This window comes from Mucilaginibacter sp. UYP27, from assembly GCF_040547175.1.
GTDB lineage: Bacteria > Bacteroidota > Bacteroidia > Sphingobacteriales > Sphingobacteriaceae > Mucilaginibacter.
The window spans coordinates 1,033,885-1,052,163 of sequence record NZ_JBEPPE010000001.1; the positions used below are offsets into that span (position 1 = coordinate 1,033,885).

The 18,279-nt window shown below is 43.2% G+C and carries 15 protein-coding genes; 12 read left to right on the forward strand and 3 right to left on the reverse strand.

Annotation, left to right across the window (positions count from 1 at the left end; all coding sequences use genetic code 11):
- Nucleotides 1-63: 63 nt before the first annotated feature.
- A complete protein-coding gene (gene dxs / locus ABIB39_RS04585; protein WP_354427693.1) occupies nt 64-1,995 on the reverse strand; it encodes a 1-deoxy-D-xylulose-5-phosphate synthase in 1,932 nt (643 codons plus the stop codon).
- A gap of 136 nt (nt 1,996-2,131) precedes the next feature.
- Between dxs and ABIB39_RS04590 the strand changes: the two genes are divergently transcribed.
- The 4 genes from ABIB39_RS04590 (at nt 2,132) to ABIB39_RS04605 (ending at nt 8,400) form a co-directional block, all read left to right on the forward strand.
- Nucleotides 2,132-2,881, forward strand: a complete 750-nt coding sequence (locus ABIB39_RS04590) for a segregation and condensation protein A (protein ID WP_354427695.1) — start codon at nt 2,132-2,134, stop codon at nt 2,879-2,881.
- A gap of 46 nt (nt 2,882-2,927) precedes the next feature.
- The gene (locus tag ABIB39_RS04595; RefSeq protein ID WP_354427696.1) at nt 2,928-3,866 is read left to right on the forward strand and encodes a hypothetical protein; all 939 of its coding nucleotides are present in this window, start codon (nt 2,928-2,930) and stop codon (nt 3,864-3,866) included.
- A 115-nt stretch (nt 3,867-3,981) separates the two neighbouring features.
- On the forward strand, nt 3,982-5,256 hold the full coding sequence (gene glyA, locus ABIB39_RS04600) for a serine hydroxymethyltransferase (protein WP_354427698.1): 1,275 nt from the start codon (nt 3,982-3,984) through the stop codon (nt 5,254-5,256).
- Nucleotides 5,257-5,271: 15 nt separating this feature from the next.
- Nucleotides 5,272-8,400, forward strand: a complete 3,129-nt coding sequence (locus tag ABIB39_RS04605; protein ID WP_354427700.1) for a PAS domain S-box protein — start codon at nt 5,272-5,274, stop codon at nt 8,398-8,400.
- A gap of 80 nt (nt 8,401-8,480) precedes the next feature.
- Here the strand turns inward: ABIB39_RS04605 and ABIB39_RS04610 are convergent, their stop codons facing one another.
- Together ABIB39_RS04610 and rlmN are read right to left on the reverse strand one after the other, a co-directional pair.
- Nucleotides 8,481-9,257: a ComF family protein gene (locus ABIB39_RS04610; protein ID WP_354427701.1), complete on the reverse strand. Its 777-nt coding sequence runs from the start codon at nt 9,255-9,257 to the stop codon at nt 8,481-8,483.
- An 81-nt stretch (nt 9,258-9,338) separates the two neighbouring features.
- Entirely contained in the window at nt 9,339-10,406 is a 1,068-nt protein-coding gene (gene rlmN, locus ABIB39_RS04615) for a dual-specificity RNA methyltransferase RlmN (RefSeq protein WP_354427703.1), read from the reverse strand.
- A gap of 144 nt (nt 10,407-10,550) precedes the next feature.
- Between rlmN and ABIB39_RS04620 the strand changes: the two genes are divergently transcribed.
- The 8 genes from ABIB39_RS04620 (at nt 10,551) to ABIB39_RS04655 (ending at nt 18,246) form a co-directional block, all read left to right on the forward strand.
- Nucleotides 10,551-11,720 (forward strand): amidohydrolase family protein, encoded by a 1,170-nt coding sequence (locus ABIB39_RS04620; protein WP_354427705.1) that lies wholly within the window; start codon nt 10,551-10,553, stop codon nt 11,718-11,720.
- Nucleotides 11,721-11,827: 107 nt separating this feature from the next.
- The gene (locus ABIB39_RS04625; protein ID WP_354427707.1) at nt 11,828-12,106 is read left to right on the forward strand and encodes an acylphosphatase; all 279 of its coding nucleotides are present in this window, start codon (nt 11,828-11,830) and stop codon (nt 12,104-12,106) included.
- A gap of 19 nt (nt 12,107-12,125) precedes the next feature.
- On the forward strand, nt 12,126-13,610 hold the full coding sequence (locus ABIB39_RS04630) for an oligosaccharide flippase family protein (RefSeq protein ID WP_354427709.1): 1,485 nt from the start codon (nt 12,126-12,128) through the stop codon (nt 13,608-13,610).
- 22 nt (nt 13,611-13,632) lie between these two features.
- Nucleotides 13,633-15,369: a tetratricopeptide repeat protein gene (locus ABIB39_RS04635; RefSeq protein ID WP_354427710.1), complete on the forward strand. Its 1,737-nt coding sequence runs from the start codon at nt 13,633-13,635 to the stop codon at nt 15,367-15,369.
- A complete protein-coding gene (lolB1, locus tag ABIB39_RS04640; protein ID WP_354427712.1) occupies nt 15,347-16,147 on the forward strand; it encodes a lipoprotein insertase outer membrane protein LolB1 in 801 nt (266 codons plus the stop codon). The genes ABIB39_RS04635 and lolB1 overlap by 23 nt, the downstream gene beginning before the upstream one ends.
- A 16-nt stretch (nt 16,148-16,163) precedes the next feature.
- The gene (locus ABIB39_RS04645; protein ID WP_354427714.1) at nt 16,164-17,456 is read left to right on the forward strand and encodes a murein hydrolase activator EnvC family protein; all 1,293 of its coding nucleotides are present in this window, start codon (nt 16,164-16,166) and stop codon (nt 17,454-17,456) included.
- A 55-nt stretch (nt 17,457-17,511) separates the two neighbouring features.
- The gene (locus ABIB39_RS04650; protein WP_354427715.1) at nt 17,512-18,021 is read left to right on the forward strand and encodes a Sec-independent protein translocase subunit TatA/TatB; all 510 of its coding nucleotides are present in this window, start codon (nt 17,512-17,514) and stop codon (nt 18,019-18,021) included.
- Nucleotides 18,022-18,057: 36 nt separating this feature from the next.
- Nucleotides 18,058-18,246 (forward strand): Sec-independent protein translocase subunit TatA/TatB, encoded by a 189-nt coding sequence (locus ABIB39_RS04655; protein ID WP_354427717.1) that lies wholly within the window; start codon nt 18,058-18,060, stop codon nt 18,244-18,246.
- Nucleotides 18,247-18,279: the final 33 nt, after the last annotated feature.

Below are 18,279 nucleotides of genomic sequence, written 5' to 3' on the forward strand. Positions count from 1 at the left end.
ATTTTATATCCGCTTTACGAAGCAGAGAGGGTGGTCGAGCAAAGCTATGACCGGGTGAGTCGATTACGACGCTATAATATGCGTGTTATCCCTTTTAATAGCGTGTTTTTTAACCTTATCGGCAATGCCTGCGGCATCGTAGCCACATTCTGCCCAAAGTTCGGGTTGTTCGCCGTGCTCAATAACAAGGTCGGGGATGCCTAAACGGGTTACTTGTGCATGGTAATTGTTATCGGCCATAAACTCTAATATGGCGGTACCCATACCACCTTCAATGCAACCGTCTTCAACGGTTACAATGTGATTGTATTTTTTGAACACCTGGTGCAGTAGCGCCTCGTCTAAAGGTTTTACAAAACGTAGGTCGTAATGGGCAGGGTAATATCCTTCCGCGTTCAGTGTGGCAGTTGCTTTAACGGCTTCGTTACCTATAGCGCCAAAACTAAGTATAGCAACCTCTTCACCATCGCAGATCATACGGCCCTTACCAACGGGGATAGCTTTTAAAGGGCGTTGCCAGTCTACCATCACTCCATTGCCACGGGGGTAACGGATCACAAACGGACCCATGTTTTCCAATTGTGCGGTGTACATCAGGTTACGCAACTCTTCCTCGTTCATCGGGGCAGATACCGTCATGTTAGGGATGCACCGCATAAAGGCAATATCGTAAGCACCATGGTGTGTGCCACCATCGGCACCGGCAAAACCGGCACGGTCAAGGCAAAATACTACGTTTAATTTTTGCAGGGCAACATCATGTATCACCTGGTCATACGCGCGTTGCATAAAGCTGGAATAGATGTTACAAAAAGGCACAAGCCCCTGTGTAGCCAAACCGGCACTAAATGTTACAGCGTGCTGCTCGGCAATACCCACGTCAAAGGCGCGGTTAGGCATTGCCTTCATCATCAGGTTTAACGAACAGCCCGACGGCATTGCCGGGGTAATACCCATAATTTTAGGGTTAGCCTCGGCCAATTCAATTATCGTATGGCCAAACACGTCCTGATACTTAGGCGGCTGTGGCTTATCGTATTTTGTCTTTTTTATTTCGCCGGTTATCTTGTCGAATAAACCGGGGGCGTGCCACTTGGTCTGGTCCTTTTCGGCCAGTGCGTAGCCTTTACCTTTTACAGTAACGCAATGCAATAGCTTAGGGCCGGGTATGTCTCGAAGGTCCTGCAGCAACTTTACCAGGTGTTTTACATCGTGGCCGTCAACCGGGCCAAAATAACGGAATTTGAGCGCCTCGAAAAAGTTGCTGCGTTTAAGCAACGTGCCTTTTATGCTTTTCTCTATCTTCTTGGCTATCTTGAAAGCATCCGGGCCCATCGATGAAATTTTGGTAAGCACGGTGGCTATATCATCACGGAAACGATTATATGGTTTTGATGTGGTAATATCTGTAAGGTATTCTTTAAGCGCGCCTACATTCGGGTCAATCGACATGTTGTTGTCGTTCAATATCACCAGGATATTAGAGTTTTCGATCCCCGCATGGTTAAGCGCTTCAAAAGCAAGGCCGGCTGTCATGGCACCGTCGCCAATAACGGCAACGTGCTGGCGGTCGGTTTCTCCTTTGTATTGCGAGGCAACTGCCATACCCAGTGCTGCGGATATCGAAGTAGATGAGTGGCCAACGCCAAAGGTGTCAAAAATGCTCTCGTTGCGTTTTGGGAAACCGCTTATGCCTTTGTAAACACGGTTGGTGTGGAAATTTTCACGGCGGCCGGTTAGTATCTTGTGGCCGTACGCCTGGTGTCCAACATCCCAAACCAGTTGGTCGTAAGGGGTGTTTAGTACGTACTGTAGGGCTACGGTAAGCTCTACAGTACCAAGGCTGGCGGCAAAATGGCCACCATTTACCGATACTACATCAATAATATATTGGCGCAGCTCGTTACACACCTGTTCCAGTTCGTCCTCTTTAAACTCCTTTAAATCAGATGGATAGTTGATGCGTTTTAAAAATTCACCGGCGGGTACCTGCATGTATGATATTCACTCTATAATAACTTACAAAGTAAGCTATTTAATTACTAATAATTGGAATATATTAAAGGTAATTTATGTTTTGAATTTAAAATTTATAATTGAGATAAATTATAAATAGCTGTATTTTTGACACATGACCGAAGATGGGTTCTCCATAAAGTTATCGCAGTTTGAAGGCCCTTTTGATCTTTTGCTGTTTTTTATCGAGCGCGACGAGCTTGATATCCACGATATCCCCATCGCCAAAATTACCAACGATTTCCTGCATTACATTCACCAGATGACGGTGCTTAACATGGAACTGGCAAGCGAATTTATTTTTGTTGCCGCCACCCTGATGCGCATTAAAGCCAAAATGCTGCTGCCGCGATACAACACCGGCGAGGAAGAGAACGAGATGGACACCAAAGAGGGGCTGATCCGTAAGCTTATCGAGTATAAAAAATTCAAGGTGCTTTGTGAAGAGATCCGTCCTTACGAAGACGAACGTTTTAAACAGGAGAAACGAGGCAATATTAAACTCGACCTGGAGCAGGTAGAAAAAGTGGCCGTGCCCGGCGAGGAGTTATCCGAGCTAAACCTGTACAAGCTGATGGTGGTGTATAACCGCATGATGCGCCGATACATAACCCGTACCGAAGAGGTACACCATACTGTTGTGCAATACCCTTACACTATCGAGAAACAGAAGGAAGCCATCAACAACCTGCTGCGCATCAACAAAAAGATGGATTTTAAGAACATTGCCGGCAACAGCGAGAACAAGGTACACTTTGTATATAATTTTTTAGCCGTGCTGGAGATGCTTCAGCAGGAAATGATAGATATAACCATTGGGTTTGGATATAATAACTTTTGGATAAGCCCGAGAGGAGAAAATTAACGCCAGTTAATAAATTTGATAATAGTGTATTTAACCGTAAGTCGATATGAGTAGCAATTATAAGTCGGATAATTCTGAAGAGAATTTTGAAATTGAGCTTTATGAATCATTTCGTCGGTACTTTTCCAATCCGAATCTTAAATTTGGTATAAATCTCATAGATACCGATGGCACTGTATATAAACCCCACGAAGCCTTCAATGCTGTATTTGATGAATGGAAAGTTATTAGTTCTAAATGGGACAGGTTAGGATTATTGTACAGCTTTTGGGATGAAACGGAGTTCGGTAAACTTGATAAATGGCAAGTACTGGAAAGATATAACAATGATAGGCTTCCTCTTGAAAGCGTCAAATTCCAAGAAGGAAAATTGAATGGTGACGATCAACGTAACCCGTTAGTACTTGTTGCTTTAGCGAAAACATATCGTCTTTTATCTCAGTTAAGCAGTGCCCGGAGTATAATAGAATATACATTTAATAATTCACCTAAAGACTCACCGTTTAATCAACGCATATTTGTTGAGTATGCGAATATCCTGCATCTACACGACGATGAAAGAGATAAAGAACGGGCTCATCAACTAATTCAGGAAATACTACAGAAAAAGATATCCGCATCAAAAGACAATGAGATTGCACTAATTAATTTTTTTGCGTTTTCAAACGATTATATGGATTCATCCATATTTGCTGCTATCTTTTTGACGTTGGGGCAATCCGGGATTGATGATTGGGATGCAATGGCAAATGAGTATTATTATTGCCCGGTGTTTAGACATAAGCACGCCGTTAAATTAGCAAGCACTGGTCAGGTGATTCACGCGTTGGCAAAATTGAAATCTCTTATAGAGGAGTTTCCATGGTATAAGAAAGGGTTGGTAGCTATGGTTAATATGATCAGGAAATTAAGAATTCAAATGAATCAACCGTCATTTATGGAGGATGAATTGAAAAAGCTGGACCAACGTTTGTCTTCGCAATAAGGGAAGATTGACATAGCAGGTGGTAAGGTTTATCCTATAAAACAAGTAGAGATTTCAATCTCATATCAAACATCTCACATCTAATATCTAAATTAGCACCGTTTTACACACAACAATGAAAAGAGACAAATTAATATTTAAGCTGTTAGACGAAGAGCAGCAACGCCAGGAAGAAGGAATTGAGCTTATTGCATCAGAAAACTTTGTAAGCAAGCAGGTAATGGAAGCAGCAGGTTCTGTTGCAACCAACAAATACGCCGAAGGCTTACCGGGCAAGCGCTATTACGGCGGTTGTGAGGTTGTTGATGAAATTGAGACCATTGCTATTGAGCGTGCCAAACAATTGTTTAATGCCGAATGGGCAAACGTGCAGCCACACAGCGGCGCGCAGGCAAACGCAGCAGTAATGCTTGCGGTGCTAAACCCGGGCGATAAGATATTAGGTTTCGATCTTTCTCATGGTGGTCACTTAACGCATGGTTCGCCGGTTAATTTTTCTGGTAAATTGTACGAGCCGCATTTTTACGGTGTTGTAAAAGAAACGGGCCTAATAGACTACAAACAACTTGAAAAAGTTGCTTTGGAGCAAAAACCAAAACTGATCATCTGTGGTGCTTCGGCATACTCACGCGATTGGGATTACGCCTTTATCCGTAAAGTGGCCGATAAAGTTGGCGCTTTGGTACTGGCAGATATTAGCCACCCGGCAGGTTTAATTGCCCGTGGTTTGTTAACAGATCCACTTCCGCTTGTGCACATTGTTACTACGACTACACATAAAACATTACGTGGCCCGCGTGGCGGCCTTATCCTTTTAGGTAAAGATTTTGCAAACCCATGGGGTTTAAAAACACTAAAAGGCGAGGTTAAAATGATGTCGGCTTTGTTAGATATGGCTGTATTTCCCGGTACACAAGGTGGCCCGTTAGAGCATATCATCGCTGCTAAAGCTATTGCCTTTGGCGAGGCATTGTCTGACAGCTACATGAAATACATTACCCAGGTTAAACTAAATGGTGCCGCTATGGCTAAAGCTTTGGTTAATAAGGGTTACGATATCATATCTGGCGGTACAGATAACCACCTGATGTTAATTGACCTTCGTAATAAAAACATCACCGGTAAAGCTGCCGAAAACGCGCTTGTAAAAGCAGATATTACGGCTAACAAAAACATGGTGCCTTATGATGATAAGTCGCCGTTTGTTACATCAGGCATCCGTGTTGGTACAGCCGCGATCACTACACGCGGCTTAAAAGAGAAACATATGGAAACCATTGTTGACCTGATAGATGGGGTATTATTAGACCCGGAAAACGAAACTTCTATTAAGAAGATACGTAAAAGGGTGCACAAGCTTATGGAAGACTTTCCGTTGTATAAGGATTAAGGTTAAAAGTAATAGATGGGGATAGCGCCGGAAAACTCTTTAGACATTGAAAGTAAGCGGTTAAAAGCGCTTAGTTCATATGACGTAGTTGATACGTTGCCCGAGAAAGAGTATGACGCTATAACCCGCCTGGCATCCTATATATGCCAGGCGCCCATTGCCTTTATCACTTTGATCGATAACGATAAGCAGTGGTTTAAATCGAGCTTTGGGTTTGATGTTTCTGAAGCCCCGCGCGATAATTCGTTTTGCAATTACACCATGCAGGGCAACGAAGTGTTTGAAGTGCCCGATGCCCTGTTACACGACGAGATAAAATACAACCCCTTTGTTGATGCGGCAGGTGGTGTACGGTTTTACGCCGGCGCCCCGCTGATAGACCCTGAAGGTTACCGCCTTGGCTCGCTTTGCGTACTGGATATGATCCCGCGCAAGCTTACCAACCAGCAACGCGATGCCCTGCAAATATTGGCCGACGAGGTAATGTCGCACCTTACCTTACGCAGGCAAAAAAAAGAGCTGGAAAAAAGTCTGGACAGACACAAGGAGTTCGCCAATCTGTTCAACAGTTCATCAGAGATCCACTTTATTGCCGGTGCCGATTCTAATATCGAAACCATAAATGACGCCGTGCTTACCATCCTGGGCTACACGCCAGAACAAGCTATAGGCCGTAGCTTGTGGGATTTTGTGGCCGGTAAAAACCGCGATTTATATGTGCCGATGATCGAGCAAGCCGTCCGGTCGCAAAAGCCGTTTGAGGTGGGAACCGAAACCGTTACCCGCACCGGTGAAGTTAAACACATGAGCTGGACGGCCGTTAACAAGGGTGGCAAATGGTTTGCCAGCGGCCGCGATACCACCTTTCAGCAAAAACTTATCGACGAAACAAAGCAGCTGTCGTTAGTTGCAAGCAAGATCCGTAATGGTGTCGTGATCAGCAACGCAAGCGACGAGGTGGTGTGGATAAACGATGCTTTTGAAACCATAACAGGCTACAATCTGCAGGATGTGGAGGGCAAATTTTTGGGCGAGGTTTTAAAAGGCAAACCCAAAGATGCCGAGTCGGAAAGGGGTTTGATAGAAGCCCGCCAAACCAACCAGCCTTACGAGGTTGAGTTATCTATGGTTAGAAAAAATGGCCGCCCGATATGGATCCTGGTTACCAATACCAGTATTTACGCTGCCGATGGCAGCCTGGAAAAATTTATCCGCATCATAACTAACATAACCGCCCGTAAGCAAGCCGAGCACGATGTAGAGATATTGTCGTTCGCTGCGCGTAAATCGCCGAGCGGTATCATGATAAGGGATGCCAATGGCGAGATCATCTGGATGAACGAGGCCATGGAGCACATCATCGGTTACACAAAAGAAGAACTTAAAGGCCAAACGGTAGGCACCAAACTGATTGGCCCGGAAACTAACCTCGAAGTTTTTGAAGGTGCTGTACAAGCTGTTAAAGAAAATAAGCCTTATGAGGTTGAAATAAAGATCTATAAAAAAGATGGCTCAACCGCTTGGGTGTTTATCTCAAACAGTCCGCTTTTTAACGAGACAGGTTATCTGGAGCGCCAGATTGGTGTGATGGTTGATATAAGCGAACGGAAAAAAGCGGAAGAGGAACTGACCATGCTATCGCTTGTGGCCAGTAAAACTACCAGCGGCGTTGTTATTAATGATAGCAGCGGTAAGGTAGAGTGGGTAAATAATGCATTCGAAAAAATAACCGGCTACAGTCTTGAAGATGTTAGGGATAAACACCTTGGCGATTCATTAAAGGGTGAACTAACGGATGTAGGCATTATCACCAAAGCCCGCGAGCTTTCTGAAAAGAAACAATCTTTTGAGGTAGACTTGTTCATATATCGTAAAGATGGCCAGCCGCTATGGATCTCGGTCATCAACTCGGTTATCATGTCCGATGATGGCAAGGTAGATAAGTACATCGAAACTATTATTGACATTACCGCTAAGAAAAAAGCCGAGCTGGAGCTGATATCAGCAAAAGAAGAAGCATTACTGCTAAGCCGCGCCAAAGATATGTTCATCGGGGTGATGAGCCACGAGATCCGTACGCCGTTGAACGCAGTTATTGGGATGTCGCACCTGTTGCTGAACGATAACCCGCTCGAATCTCAGAAAGAGAACCTGAGCATCCTCAAATTCTCCGCCGAGAACCTGATGACGCTGATAAACGACGTGCTCGATTTTACAAAAATAGAAACCGGCAACATCGAACTGGAGAAAGCCAGCGTAAACATGCGCGATATGGTGCAAAGCATCATCGGCTCCATGAAGTACAAGGCCGACGAAAAAGATATTTACCTTACCCAAAGTATTGACGAAAGTGTACCCGATATTGTTTTGGGCGACAGGGCGCGCCTTGTTCAGATAATGCTGAATTTGGTGAGCAATTCTGTTAAGTTTACAGGCAAGGGCGGCGTTAATATCGACCTAAAGGTAATTGAACAAACAAAAGATACCGTAAGGATTCGTTTTGGTGTTTCTGATACGGGCATAGGCATTGCTAAGAATAAATTAAATACCATATTTGAATCGTTTAAGCAAGCCGAGGCCGATACTACCCGCAACTACGGCGGTACGGGCCTGGGTTTAGCTATTAGCAAACGTTTAATAGAACTGCACGACTCTCGTATAAACGTAGATAGCGTACTTGGGGAAGGCTCAATTTTTTGGTTTACTATAACATTTAATAAATTAGTAAATCATCAAACAAACGCAAGAAACAACGTGGAAACAGGACTAAATATTAATGTACTTGTGGTTGATGATAACCAAATAAACAGGTTGCTAATTAACAAGGTGCTTAAAAAATGGGGCGCAACTGCCGACTTTGCCGAGAATGGCCAGGAAGCTATTGATAAACTGGAGGTGCACAAAAATTTCGATGTTGTATTGATGGACATCCACATGCCTATTATGGGTGGGTTGGAAGCTACGGGGGTTATCCGCTCAAAATCGGAGGCATACTTTCAAAAGTTACCTATCATAGCCCTTACCGCATCTATGCTGAGCAATCAAATGGGCCAGATAGAGAACGCCGGCATGAACGATTACATCCTAAAACCATTTGACCCTACCACCCTTTTTGAAAAATTAAGCAGGTATCAGAAGCAATAGGTAGTAGAGGTTAGGGATTTGTGATCAGAGATTAGTTTAAAAGCTGTAAGCCAATCTCTTATTAGCCGGCCACTAATCACTTATTCCGCGTACGCAATCGTAGCAATACTAAGTTTCAATCCCGGTACTTTTAAAAGCTCGATTCCGCAGGCCTCCAGGGTAGAGCCCGTAGTAATAATATCATCGACCAATAAAATATGCTTGCCTGCTAATTTATTGGGATCCGCAACCGCAAAAACCTCCTGCATATTCTGGAACCTCGCAAAGCGCGATCTGTGGGTTTGCGTTTTAGTAGCAACTGTCCTGATCAGGTTATCAAGCTCTACAACACCATTTAGTTTATCCGCCAATCCCTCGGCAAAGCAGGCGCTTTGGTTATAGCCGCGAATTTTTAAGCGCTTTTTATGAAGCGGTACCGGGATAATGTAATCTACGGAATCAAACACAGGGTTTTGCATTAATTGTTTACCCGCTATATTGCCCAGCTTATTCCCGATGCATTGCATGCCATTGTACTTAAACTCGTGCACCATGTTTTGCACTTTACCGCCCTTGTTAAAGTAATAAAGCGCATAAGCGGCTTCGATATTTAGCTTGCCCCAAAACTGGCTTGCAACAATATTATCCGGCTGTTGATGAAAATTGGTGAATGGCAGGTTATACAGGCAGTCTGTACATAAAACATCCTCGTTAGCCATCAGGCTGGCGTGGCAGGCGGGGCAAAGCTGCGGAAATATCAGCGAAACAAAATCGGCCAGGTAGGTGCGGATGGCTTGCATGGGTTTAAGGTAGGCATCTTTAAGCAAAATGTAAAATGTTGCTGGGCTATTTACTCCCCCGGTTATTGCTTCGCGCAAAGTGGGTTAGAAAAAACAACCCCTCTTTGCGCAGCAGAGAGGGGGCAGGGGGGAGTTAACTCACAATATGTTTTATGGTATTTACGCTTTTACTTCCTTTTCGTTCTCGTTTATAGCAAGCTGCCCGCAAGCGGCGTCAATGTCTTTACCACGGCTGCGGCGCAGGTTAGTATTGATGCCCTGGCTGCGTAGATAATCGGCAAAGGCTTCTACCTTATCTTCGCCGGCGTTTACGAATGCAGCCATTGAAATAGGGTTATACTCAATAATGTTAACCTTACAAGGCAAGTGCTTGCAAAAACGGGCAAGTTCTATAGCATCCTGGATGTTATCGTTTACGCCGTCAAAAATAATGTACTCGTACGTAACGGCGTTTTTGGTTTTGGCGTAATAGTATTTAAGGGCATCAGCCAAAGCCTTTAACGAGTTTTGCTCGTTTATTGGCATTATAGCATTACGCTTCTCGTCGTTGGCGGCGTGTAAAGATAGGGCCAGGTTAAACTTCACCTGATCATCGCCCAGTTTACGAATCATTTTGGCAATACCGGCGGTTGACACCGTGATACGCTTTGGCGACATGTTCAATCCATCTTCAGACGTGATGCGCTCGATAGATTTCATCACATTGGCATAATTAAGCAACGGCTCGCCCATGCCCATGTAAACAATGTTTGATAAAGGGATGCCGTAATTTTCGCGTGCTTGTTTGTCAATCAGTACCACCTGATCGTAAATTTCGTCGGGGTTTAGGTTGCGTTTGCGTTCCATATATCCTGTAGCACAAAATTTACATGTAAGGCTGCAACCCACCTGTGATGATACACAGGCGGTCATTCGGCCGGTTGTGGGAATTAAAACGCCCTCAATAAGATGTGTATCGTGTAATATGAAAGAATTTTTTATAGTTTTATCAGCACTAACTTGCGAAGTATGTATCTTAACATCGTTAATTACAAATTTCTCATCAAGTTTAGTACGTAGTTCTTTTGAAATATTGCTCATAGCATCAAAAGATATGCATGATTTTTCCCAAAGCCATTCATAAACCTGCTTAGCCCTAAAAGCCTTTTCATCCATGCCGATGAATTGCTGCTGTAAGGCTTCGAGGCTTAGGCTGCGGATATCTATTTTATCTTTTTTGTTATTCACAATACAAAAGTACTTAAATTTAAAAATTCTGGTCTTTTTTTAAAGTCATTCTTTTCTAACATTAAAAACAATAACTAAAAGTTAATTGTATTTACTATATGAATTGGGTTTAAAAAAAACATTGCTGATGCTAAGTTATATTTAATGAAAAGTTTTAAAGCCGATTACGTTTACCCTGTTTGTGCCGATCCTATAAAGAATGGAATTGTTACTGTGGATGATGCGGGGAAGATCATCTCCATTACCGACGACAAATCTCCCCCCGCATCAGATATTATTGAACATCTTAGCGGCATTATTGTGCCAGGGTTTATAAATACCCATTGCCACACCGAGCTTTCGCATATGAAAGACCGCATAGCGGCGGGAGGCGGGCTCATCAGTTTTATTAAAGACATCATGTCATTCCGAACGGCTGACCAGGCAGAGGTTATTGCCGCTGCCGAAGCGGCCGACCAACAAATGTATGATAATGGTATTGTGGCAGTTGGCGATATTGCTAACAGTAGCGTTACCGCTTCTATAAAATCAAATAGTAAATTATATTACCACACCTTTGTGGAAATATTGGGCTTTTTGCCCGATAAAGCCGACGAGCTTTTTGAAAAGGCCCTTGAAACCTTAGAGCAATTTAAGCCACAACCCACATCTATAACCGCGCACGCGCCTTACTCGGTGTCTAAAGAACTGTTCAAGCTGATAAAAAAACATAGCGACGCGGGTACAAACCTGCTAAGCATTCACAATCAGGAATGCGAGGACGAGAATAAATTTTACCGCTATAAATTAGGGGGCTTTATTGACCTGTATAAGCATCTTGGGGTTGACATAGGCTATTTCCGCCCGCAGGCGCGAAATTCATTGCAATCTATCATCCCGCTGTTAACCAATAGGCAAAAGATCTTATTAGTGCATAATACCTGCACAAATCTTAAAGATATTTACTTCATCAAACGTTTCGACCGCAAGATAAACTGGTGTTTTTGCCCCAATGCAAACTTGTACATCGAAAAACGCCTGCCTAAAATAGATCTTTTTGTGAACCAGGGATTGAACATTACATTGGGTACCGATAGCCTTGCATCAAACGATAAGCTTTGTATTTTAAGCGAGATGCGTACGCTTCAACAAAACTTCCCAAGCTTAAGTATCGATACCCTGCTGCAGTGGGGAACCATTAACGGCGCCCAATTCCTGGGGATCGATGATGAAAAAGGTACGATTGAAGCTGGTAAAACCCCGGGGTTAAACTTGCTTACCGGCATGGATGGCTTTAAACTTACTCCCGATACCCAAGTAAAAAAATTGGTTTAACGCCACATTAGGTTGATTGCGTTTGATTAAGTTAATTTGCATTCAACAAAATTGTGGATGGGTGCGTTTTAAACATTCATCATAATAAATCAACCATTCATCAACTAATGAAACATCTGGATATAACGGTTAAGGGAAAAGTGCAGGGCGTATCTTTTAGGGCGGGCGCCAAAGCCGTTGCCGATCAGCTTGGCGTACGCGGTTTTATAAGTAACGAGCCAAATGGCGATGTATTTGTTGCTGCCGAAGCTGACAATATGATGATGGATATGTTTTTGGAATGGTGCCATGAAGGCGCCGAACACGCCATTGTAGACAGCGTTGAAGTTCATGAGGGCGAATTGAAAAACTATCGTAATTTTGAGATTGTTAAAAAGCGTTTATAAATCTTTTATACATTCCTAATTGTCAACAGCTAAAAAATTTGCCGGGCAAACGGCATTGTATGGTGTTACTACTATAGCACAGCGCTTGCTTAGCTCGTTATTAACACCAATCTATACCTCGGTATACAAGCCCTCGGTTTACGGAATTTTTACTACCATGTTCAGTTACGCCGCTATACTAAACGCGACGCTGTCTTTCGGTATGGAAACTACTTTTTTTCGTTACCTTAATAAAGAAGGGGCTAACAAAAGGCAGGTTTATAATAATGGCTTTTGGGTGGTTTTTGTGCTATCGATGGTTTTCCTGCTATTTACCGTACCGTTTACGAATGTTATTGCGGGTTTAATAAAAATTGGGAAAGATACCCCACAGGCCGACTTCCAAATATTTATCAAGTATTTTATAGCGATACTGGTATTGGATGCATGGTGCGCCATTCCCTTTGCCAAGTTGCGTGCCGATGGTCGGCCGGTTAAGTACGGCACCATCAAAATTGTAAATATTGTGGTGATGGTAGGCCTCAACCTGATATTTATTTGGGGCTTGCCATTTTGGATTAAACACGAATTAGCAGGCAGCGCCTGGATAGGGCAGTGGTTTGTACCGGGATGGATAGGTTATGTATTCCTTTCAAATGTTGTGGCCAGTTTGGTTACCCTCTTGCTTTTATTGCCTCAATTGATGCAATTGCAAATTAAGTTTGACAAAGTTATGTTTGCCGACATGCTCCTCTACAGTTGGCCTATCCTTGTCGCCAACCTATCATACATTGTTAATGAGAACCTTGATAAGATTCTGCTGGGTAAACTGCTCCCTGCAAATATTAGCGAGCATGATGTTGGTGTCTATTCGGGGTGTGCTAAGATCTCTATCTTCCTGAGCATTTTTGTACAGGCGTTCCGTTTGGGAGCCGAACCTTTCTTCTTTAGCCACGCAAAAAACAAAAACTCCGGCCAAACCTACGCGCGTATCATGAATTATTTTGTGATAACTGTATGCGTCATATTTTTAGGTGTAATAGCCAATATCCAGATCTTAAAATATTACGTCCATAACCGTACATATTGGGTTGGGCTTGATGTTGTCCCGCCGTTGCTGTTTGGTTACGTAAGCCTTGGGGTTTATATGAATTTATCCGTTTGGTATAAATTGTCCGATCAAACTAAATATGGTTTGTATATCTCAGGGATCGGCGCGGTGTTGACCGTTGTGTTAAACGTGATATTTATCCCTAAGTATAGCTATATGGCGTCTGCATGGATTTCTTTTGCAGCGTATACGGCTATGATGATCATGTCATACATCTGGGGGCAAAAAAATTATCCCATCCCGTACAACTTAAAAAAGAACCTTGCGTATATCATTATATCGGCAGTGCTTGTTTACCTATCGTTCTCGGTATTTAAACGGAACATCTTTATTGGTAACGGGCTGTTGATTTTATTTGGATTAGGCGCTTTATACACTGAAAGGCACGAACTAAAAGCTATATTTAAAAGGTAATAGCAAACGCATTGCATCCGGTATGAAAACAGCGGCAGTACTTATATTATTTACAGGGATAACTTTATTGGGCTTTGCGCAAAGCAAACCGGGCAAAAGTAATTCGGCCGTGATAATTGCCGCCCGCCCCATGACCAGTGCGGATAGCGGCATGGTGAAACAACTGTTTTTTTCTGCCCTGCGTGAAAAAACTGTAGAGAACCCCAAACTGGCTTCCGAGCTTTTTAACCGCATCCTGCAGATCGACCCCACTAACGATGCCACCATGTTTGAGCTGGCTAACCTGGAAAAAGCGCAGAACAATATACCCGCCCAACAAAATTTGTTGGAGCGCGCCGTTACGGTTAACCCCAATAACGAATGGTATTGGATAGCCCTTGCCGGCACCTACGAAAAAAACAACGACATTAATAAACTGGAGAATGTTTTTAATGAACTCATTCGCCTTAACCCCGATAAATCCGACTACTACTACGACAAGGCCAACGCCATGTTTTTGCAGAAACGGTATGATGAGGCTTTAATGCTGTATCAAAAAGTTGAAGAACTTGACGGGCCAAACGAAGACCTGCTTGCTAATCGTCAAAAAATATATATCCGCCAGGGAGATGTTAAAAAAGCCGCGTCGTCGTTAGATGAACTGATAGCCGCCAACCCTACACAAATAAAATATTACCTGATGCAGGCCGAGGTTTATAACTCCAACGGCCTAAGTGATAAAGCGCTGGCTACCCTGCAAAAAGCAAAAGCCATCGACCCTAAAAACGGCACCATCCATTTGGCCCTGGCCGATATTTACCGCGAGCAAAATAAAGCGGAAGCAAGCTACGACGAGTTGGAGATAGCCTTTGCCAGCCCGGACCTGGACATCGAACAAAAAATAAGGATCTTATTAGGTTATGTGCCAAAATTCCCCGAGCCAAACGCGAGGGCGAGCGCCTTGGAACTAAGCCGCATTTTAACCGTGGCGCATCCAACAAACGGCAAGGCCTATGCTATTTACGGCGATATGCTGTTGCAGAGCGAGAAAATAGCCGAGGCTAAAACCGCCTACAAAAAAGCCGTTAGTCTGGATAACCAGGCCTATAACGTGCAGGAACAATTGGTAAGGATAGATCTTGGCGAGAACGATTTGGATGCCGCTATAAAAGATGGCGAGAACTCATTATCGTTCTTCCCCAACCAGTCGTGGATGAATTATATGGTTGGCATTGCCTGGCAGCAAAAGCACGATTATAACAAAGCCATCAACTATCTTAAGAATGCCGTAAGTTTAGAAACGCAGGATAAAGACCTGCTTACGCAAGGCTACTCGGCACTTGGGGATTGCTATCATTCTATCAATGATAACAAAGCGTCGGACAGTGCTTACGAGAAAGCCATCGCCATAAACCCCGATAATGCATTTACGCTGAACAATTATGCCTACTATTTGTCGTTAAGGAACGAGCGTTTAGAAAGCGCGGCGTTAATGTCCAAACATAGTAACGACTTGCAGCCCAACACGGCATCGTTTGAAGATACTTATGCATGGATCCTGTTTATGCAGAAAAATTACGCCGCTGCTAAACTTTGGATAGAAAAATCGCTCCAACATGATAAAGGCGATAGCGCCGTTAAAACAGAACATTACGGCGATATCCTGTTTTTGCTGGGCGATACCAACGCCGCGCTACAAAATTGGGCCAAAGCAAAAACGCAGGGTGCAAAATCGCCGGTATTAGACCGTAAGATAAATGAGAAAAAATACATTCAATAAAATAGCCGTTGTTTTTTGCCTTATTGCGCTTGTCGCATGTAAGTCGAAAAAACTGGTTGTTGTTAACCGCCCCACCACCACAGTAGATTCTGCCGCTATTGATAAAGAGAATAGTATAAAAACAAAACTTGCAGCTATCCGCTTAAAACAGGTGTCGTTCAATACATTCAATGGCAAGGCGAAAACCAAACTGGATATTAACGGCAACAGCAACGATGTTACCCTTAACATCCGCATAGCGAAAGATAAAAAGATCTGGATCTCTATTACCGCAATTTTAGGTGTTGAAGTTGCGCGTGCCCAAATAACTCCCGATAGTATTATTGTGGTGAACCGCCTGCAAGGGATGTACCTTAAAAAGCCGTTTAGCTATGTTTACACCTACGCCAGCAAGCAGGTGAATTTTAAAACATTACAGTCGCTACTGGTGGGTAACGCTATGCCCGAGTTGTTAAATAATAATGCCGATTTTAGCGCCGAGGGTAATAATACCGCAATTAACGGAACACTGCAAGACTTGGTTTATAAGCTGTTGTTGGGCCCTGATTTAAAGGTTACGCAAACTAACTTAACCAACCAGTTGGCGGGGCAATCATTGCAGGTAGCCAATAAGGTATTTATCCAGGCGGATAATCGGGTAATACCCTCGCAGGTAGATATTTCTTCTACAGCAGGCAATAAAAAAATCCAGGTAAACCTGCGTTATACACAGGCCGAGTTTGATAAGCAGCTCGAATATCCTTTTAGTATTCCAAAAAGCTACGAACCTGCTAATTAAATTATATTTTTGGTGGATGAAATTTTTTAAAGCCGCATTGTTTTTTGTTTTAATGCTTGCAGCTTCGGGCGTTTTTGCCCAAAGCAGTTCCGAGCTAAAGCGCAGGCGCGATAAATTGACCGATGAATTGGATCAGTTAAACCGCGAGTACGATGAAACCAAGAACAATAAAAAGGTATCTTTAAAACAACTCAACATATTAAAAGCGCAGATAAACCTACGCGAAGAGAAGATAACCAACATCAACTCCGAAGTAAGAAATTTAGATAATCAAATCTCTGAGAGCAATAATACCGTACATAGTTTACAAAACCAGTTAGATCAGTTAAAAAAAGACTATGCAGGAATGGTATTGTTTGCATACCGTAACCAAAGTGCCTATAATAAGCTGATGTTTATTTTTGCCGCAAAAGACTTTAACCAGGCTTACAGGCGTTTAAAATATTTACAGCAGTTTGGCACTTACCGCGAGCGGCAGGCAGGGTACATACAGGGCACTCAAAAAGACCTACATGTGAAGATTGGAGAACTTGACAGGGATAAAAAACAGAAGAACGACCTGTTGCAAAGCCAGGAGAAGGAAAAAGAAGAGTTAGGTAAAGCCAAGAACAACCAGGTAAAAGTAATTACGGACCTGAGCAAACACCAGGGCGAGTTAAAATCGCAGCAGCGCGACGTTCAAAAAAGGCTGGCGCGTAACAAGCAAGAGATATTAAATACTATTAGAAGAGAAGTAGAAGAGGCAAGGCGCAAGGCCGAAGCAGAAGCGAGGGAAGCAGCAAGGATAGCGGCGGCAAAGGCCAAAGCAGAAAACCGCGAGGTGGTTGCCCCAACCAGAAAAGCGATAACAAAAACGTCAACAAACAGCGAGGTGTTAAACTCTACGCCGGAGGCCGCTAAATTGAGTAACGACTTTTTAGGTAATAAAGGCCGCCTGCCATGGCCAGTTGCCGCAGGGCAGTTGGTGCACGGTTTCGGTACGTATAATGATGACGGCATCCGCAACGAAAGCAACGGTTACGAGATCCGTACCAACACAGGCGCGGCTGTAAGGGCAGTGTTTGAAGGTGAGGTGAAAACCATTATGGATATTAGCGGTACTTACTTGGTTATTATTAAACATGGCGAGTACTTTACCGCTTACCAAAATTTAAGAACGGTAAACGTTTCTAAAGGGCAAAAGGTAAGTACAAAACAAATGTTGGGTACAGTTGCGCTTGATCCATCAACCGGCGACGCGACTACCATATTTACGCTATCAAAAAGCTCAACCTTTGTCAACCCAAAGTTATGGCTTGCTCCTAATTGATTTCTAATCTCGTGCGTTTAGTAATTATGTATATTTGTAATCTTAAATTAATACAATGTTAAATTCAGTTTTATTATTTTTAAATATAGGCAGCGGCGAAATGGTAGTGATCGTTTTTGCTGCGCTGTTGCTTTTTGGCGGTAAAAAGTTACCGGAAATAGCGCGTGGACTTGGTAAAGGTATCCGCGATTTTAAGGATGCATCTGAAGATGTTAAACGCGAAATTAACAACCAGATAAACAATTACGAGGAAAAGAAAACCGAACAGACTGCTGAAATCGAAGCTTCAATAGAAGCAGTAAAAACAGAAGAGACCCCGGCAGAACATGAAACTGCGGCTGAAGAAGTGCCCGAGCATGGTTACGAACCGGTTGCTGGTACTATCCCGGCTTTTAGGGGCCACGGTGCACCCGCCAGTGCAGAACATTCAGAAGCCGTAACAACAAAAGAAATTGCAGAAGATGCTACATTTGAGCATAATACCGAAGCAGAACCGCACACTATCAATTTAACCAAAACTGAAGAAGAGCCGGTTAAAAAGGTGGTTGAAGAAGAACATAAATAACAATAAAATATTTACATTACATAAAACTTAAAAATCATGGGTGGATTAGGCGCACCAGAGATCATATTGATCATCGTTGCAATTTTAATTATGTTTGGTGGAAAAAAAATACCTGAACTGATGAAAGGTTTAGGCCGGGGCGTTAAAGAATTTAAAGACGCGCAGAACGGTGAGACCACTGCAAACACAAACACTACATCAACAGAAGAGAAACCTAAGGTTTAACTTACTGGCAATTTATTGCTTCAGCTTACCATA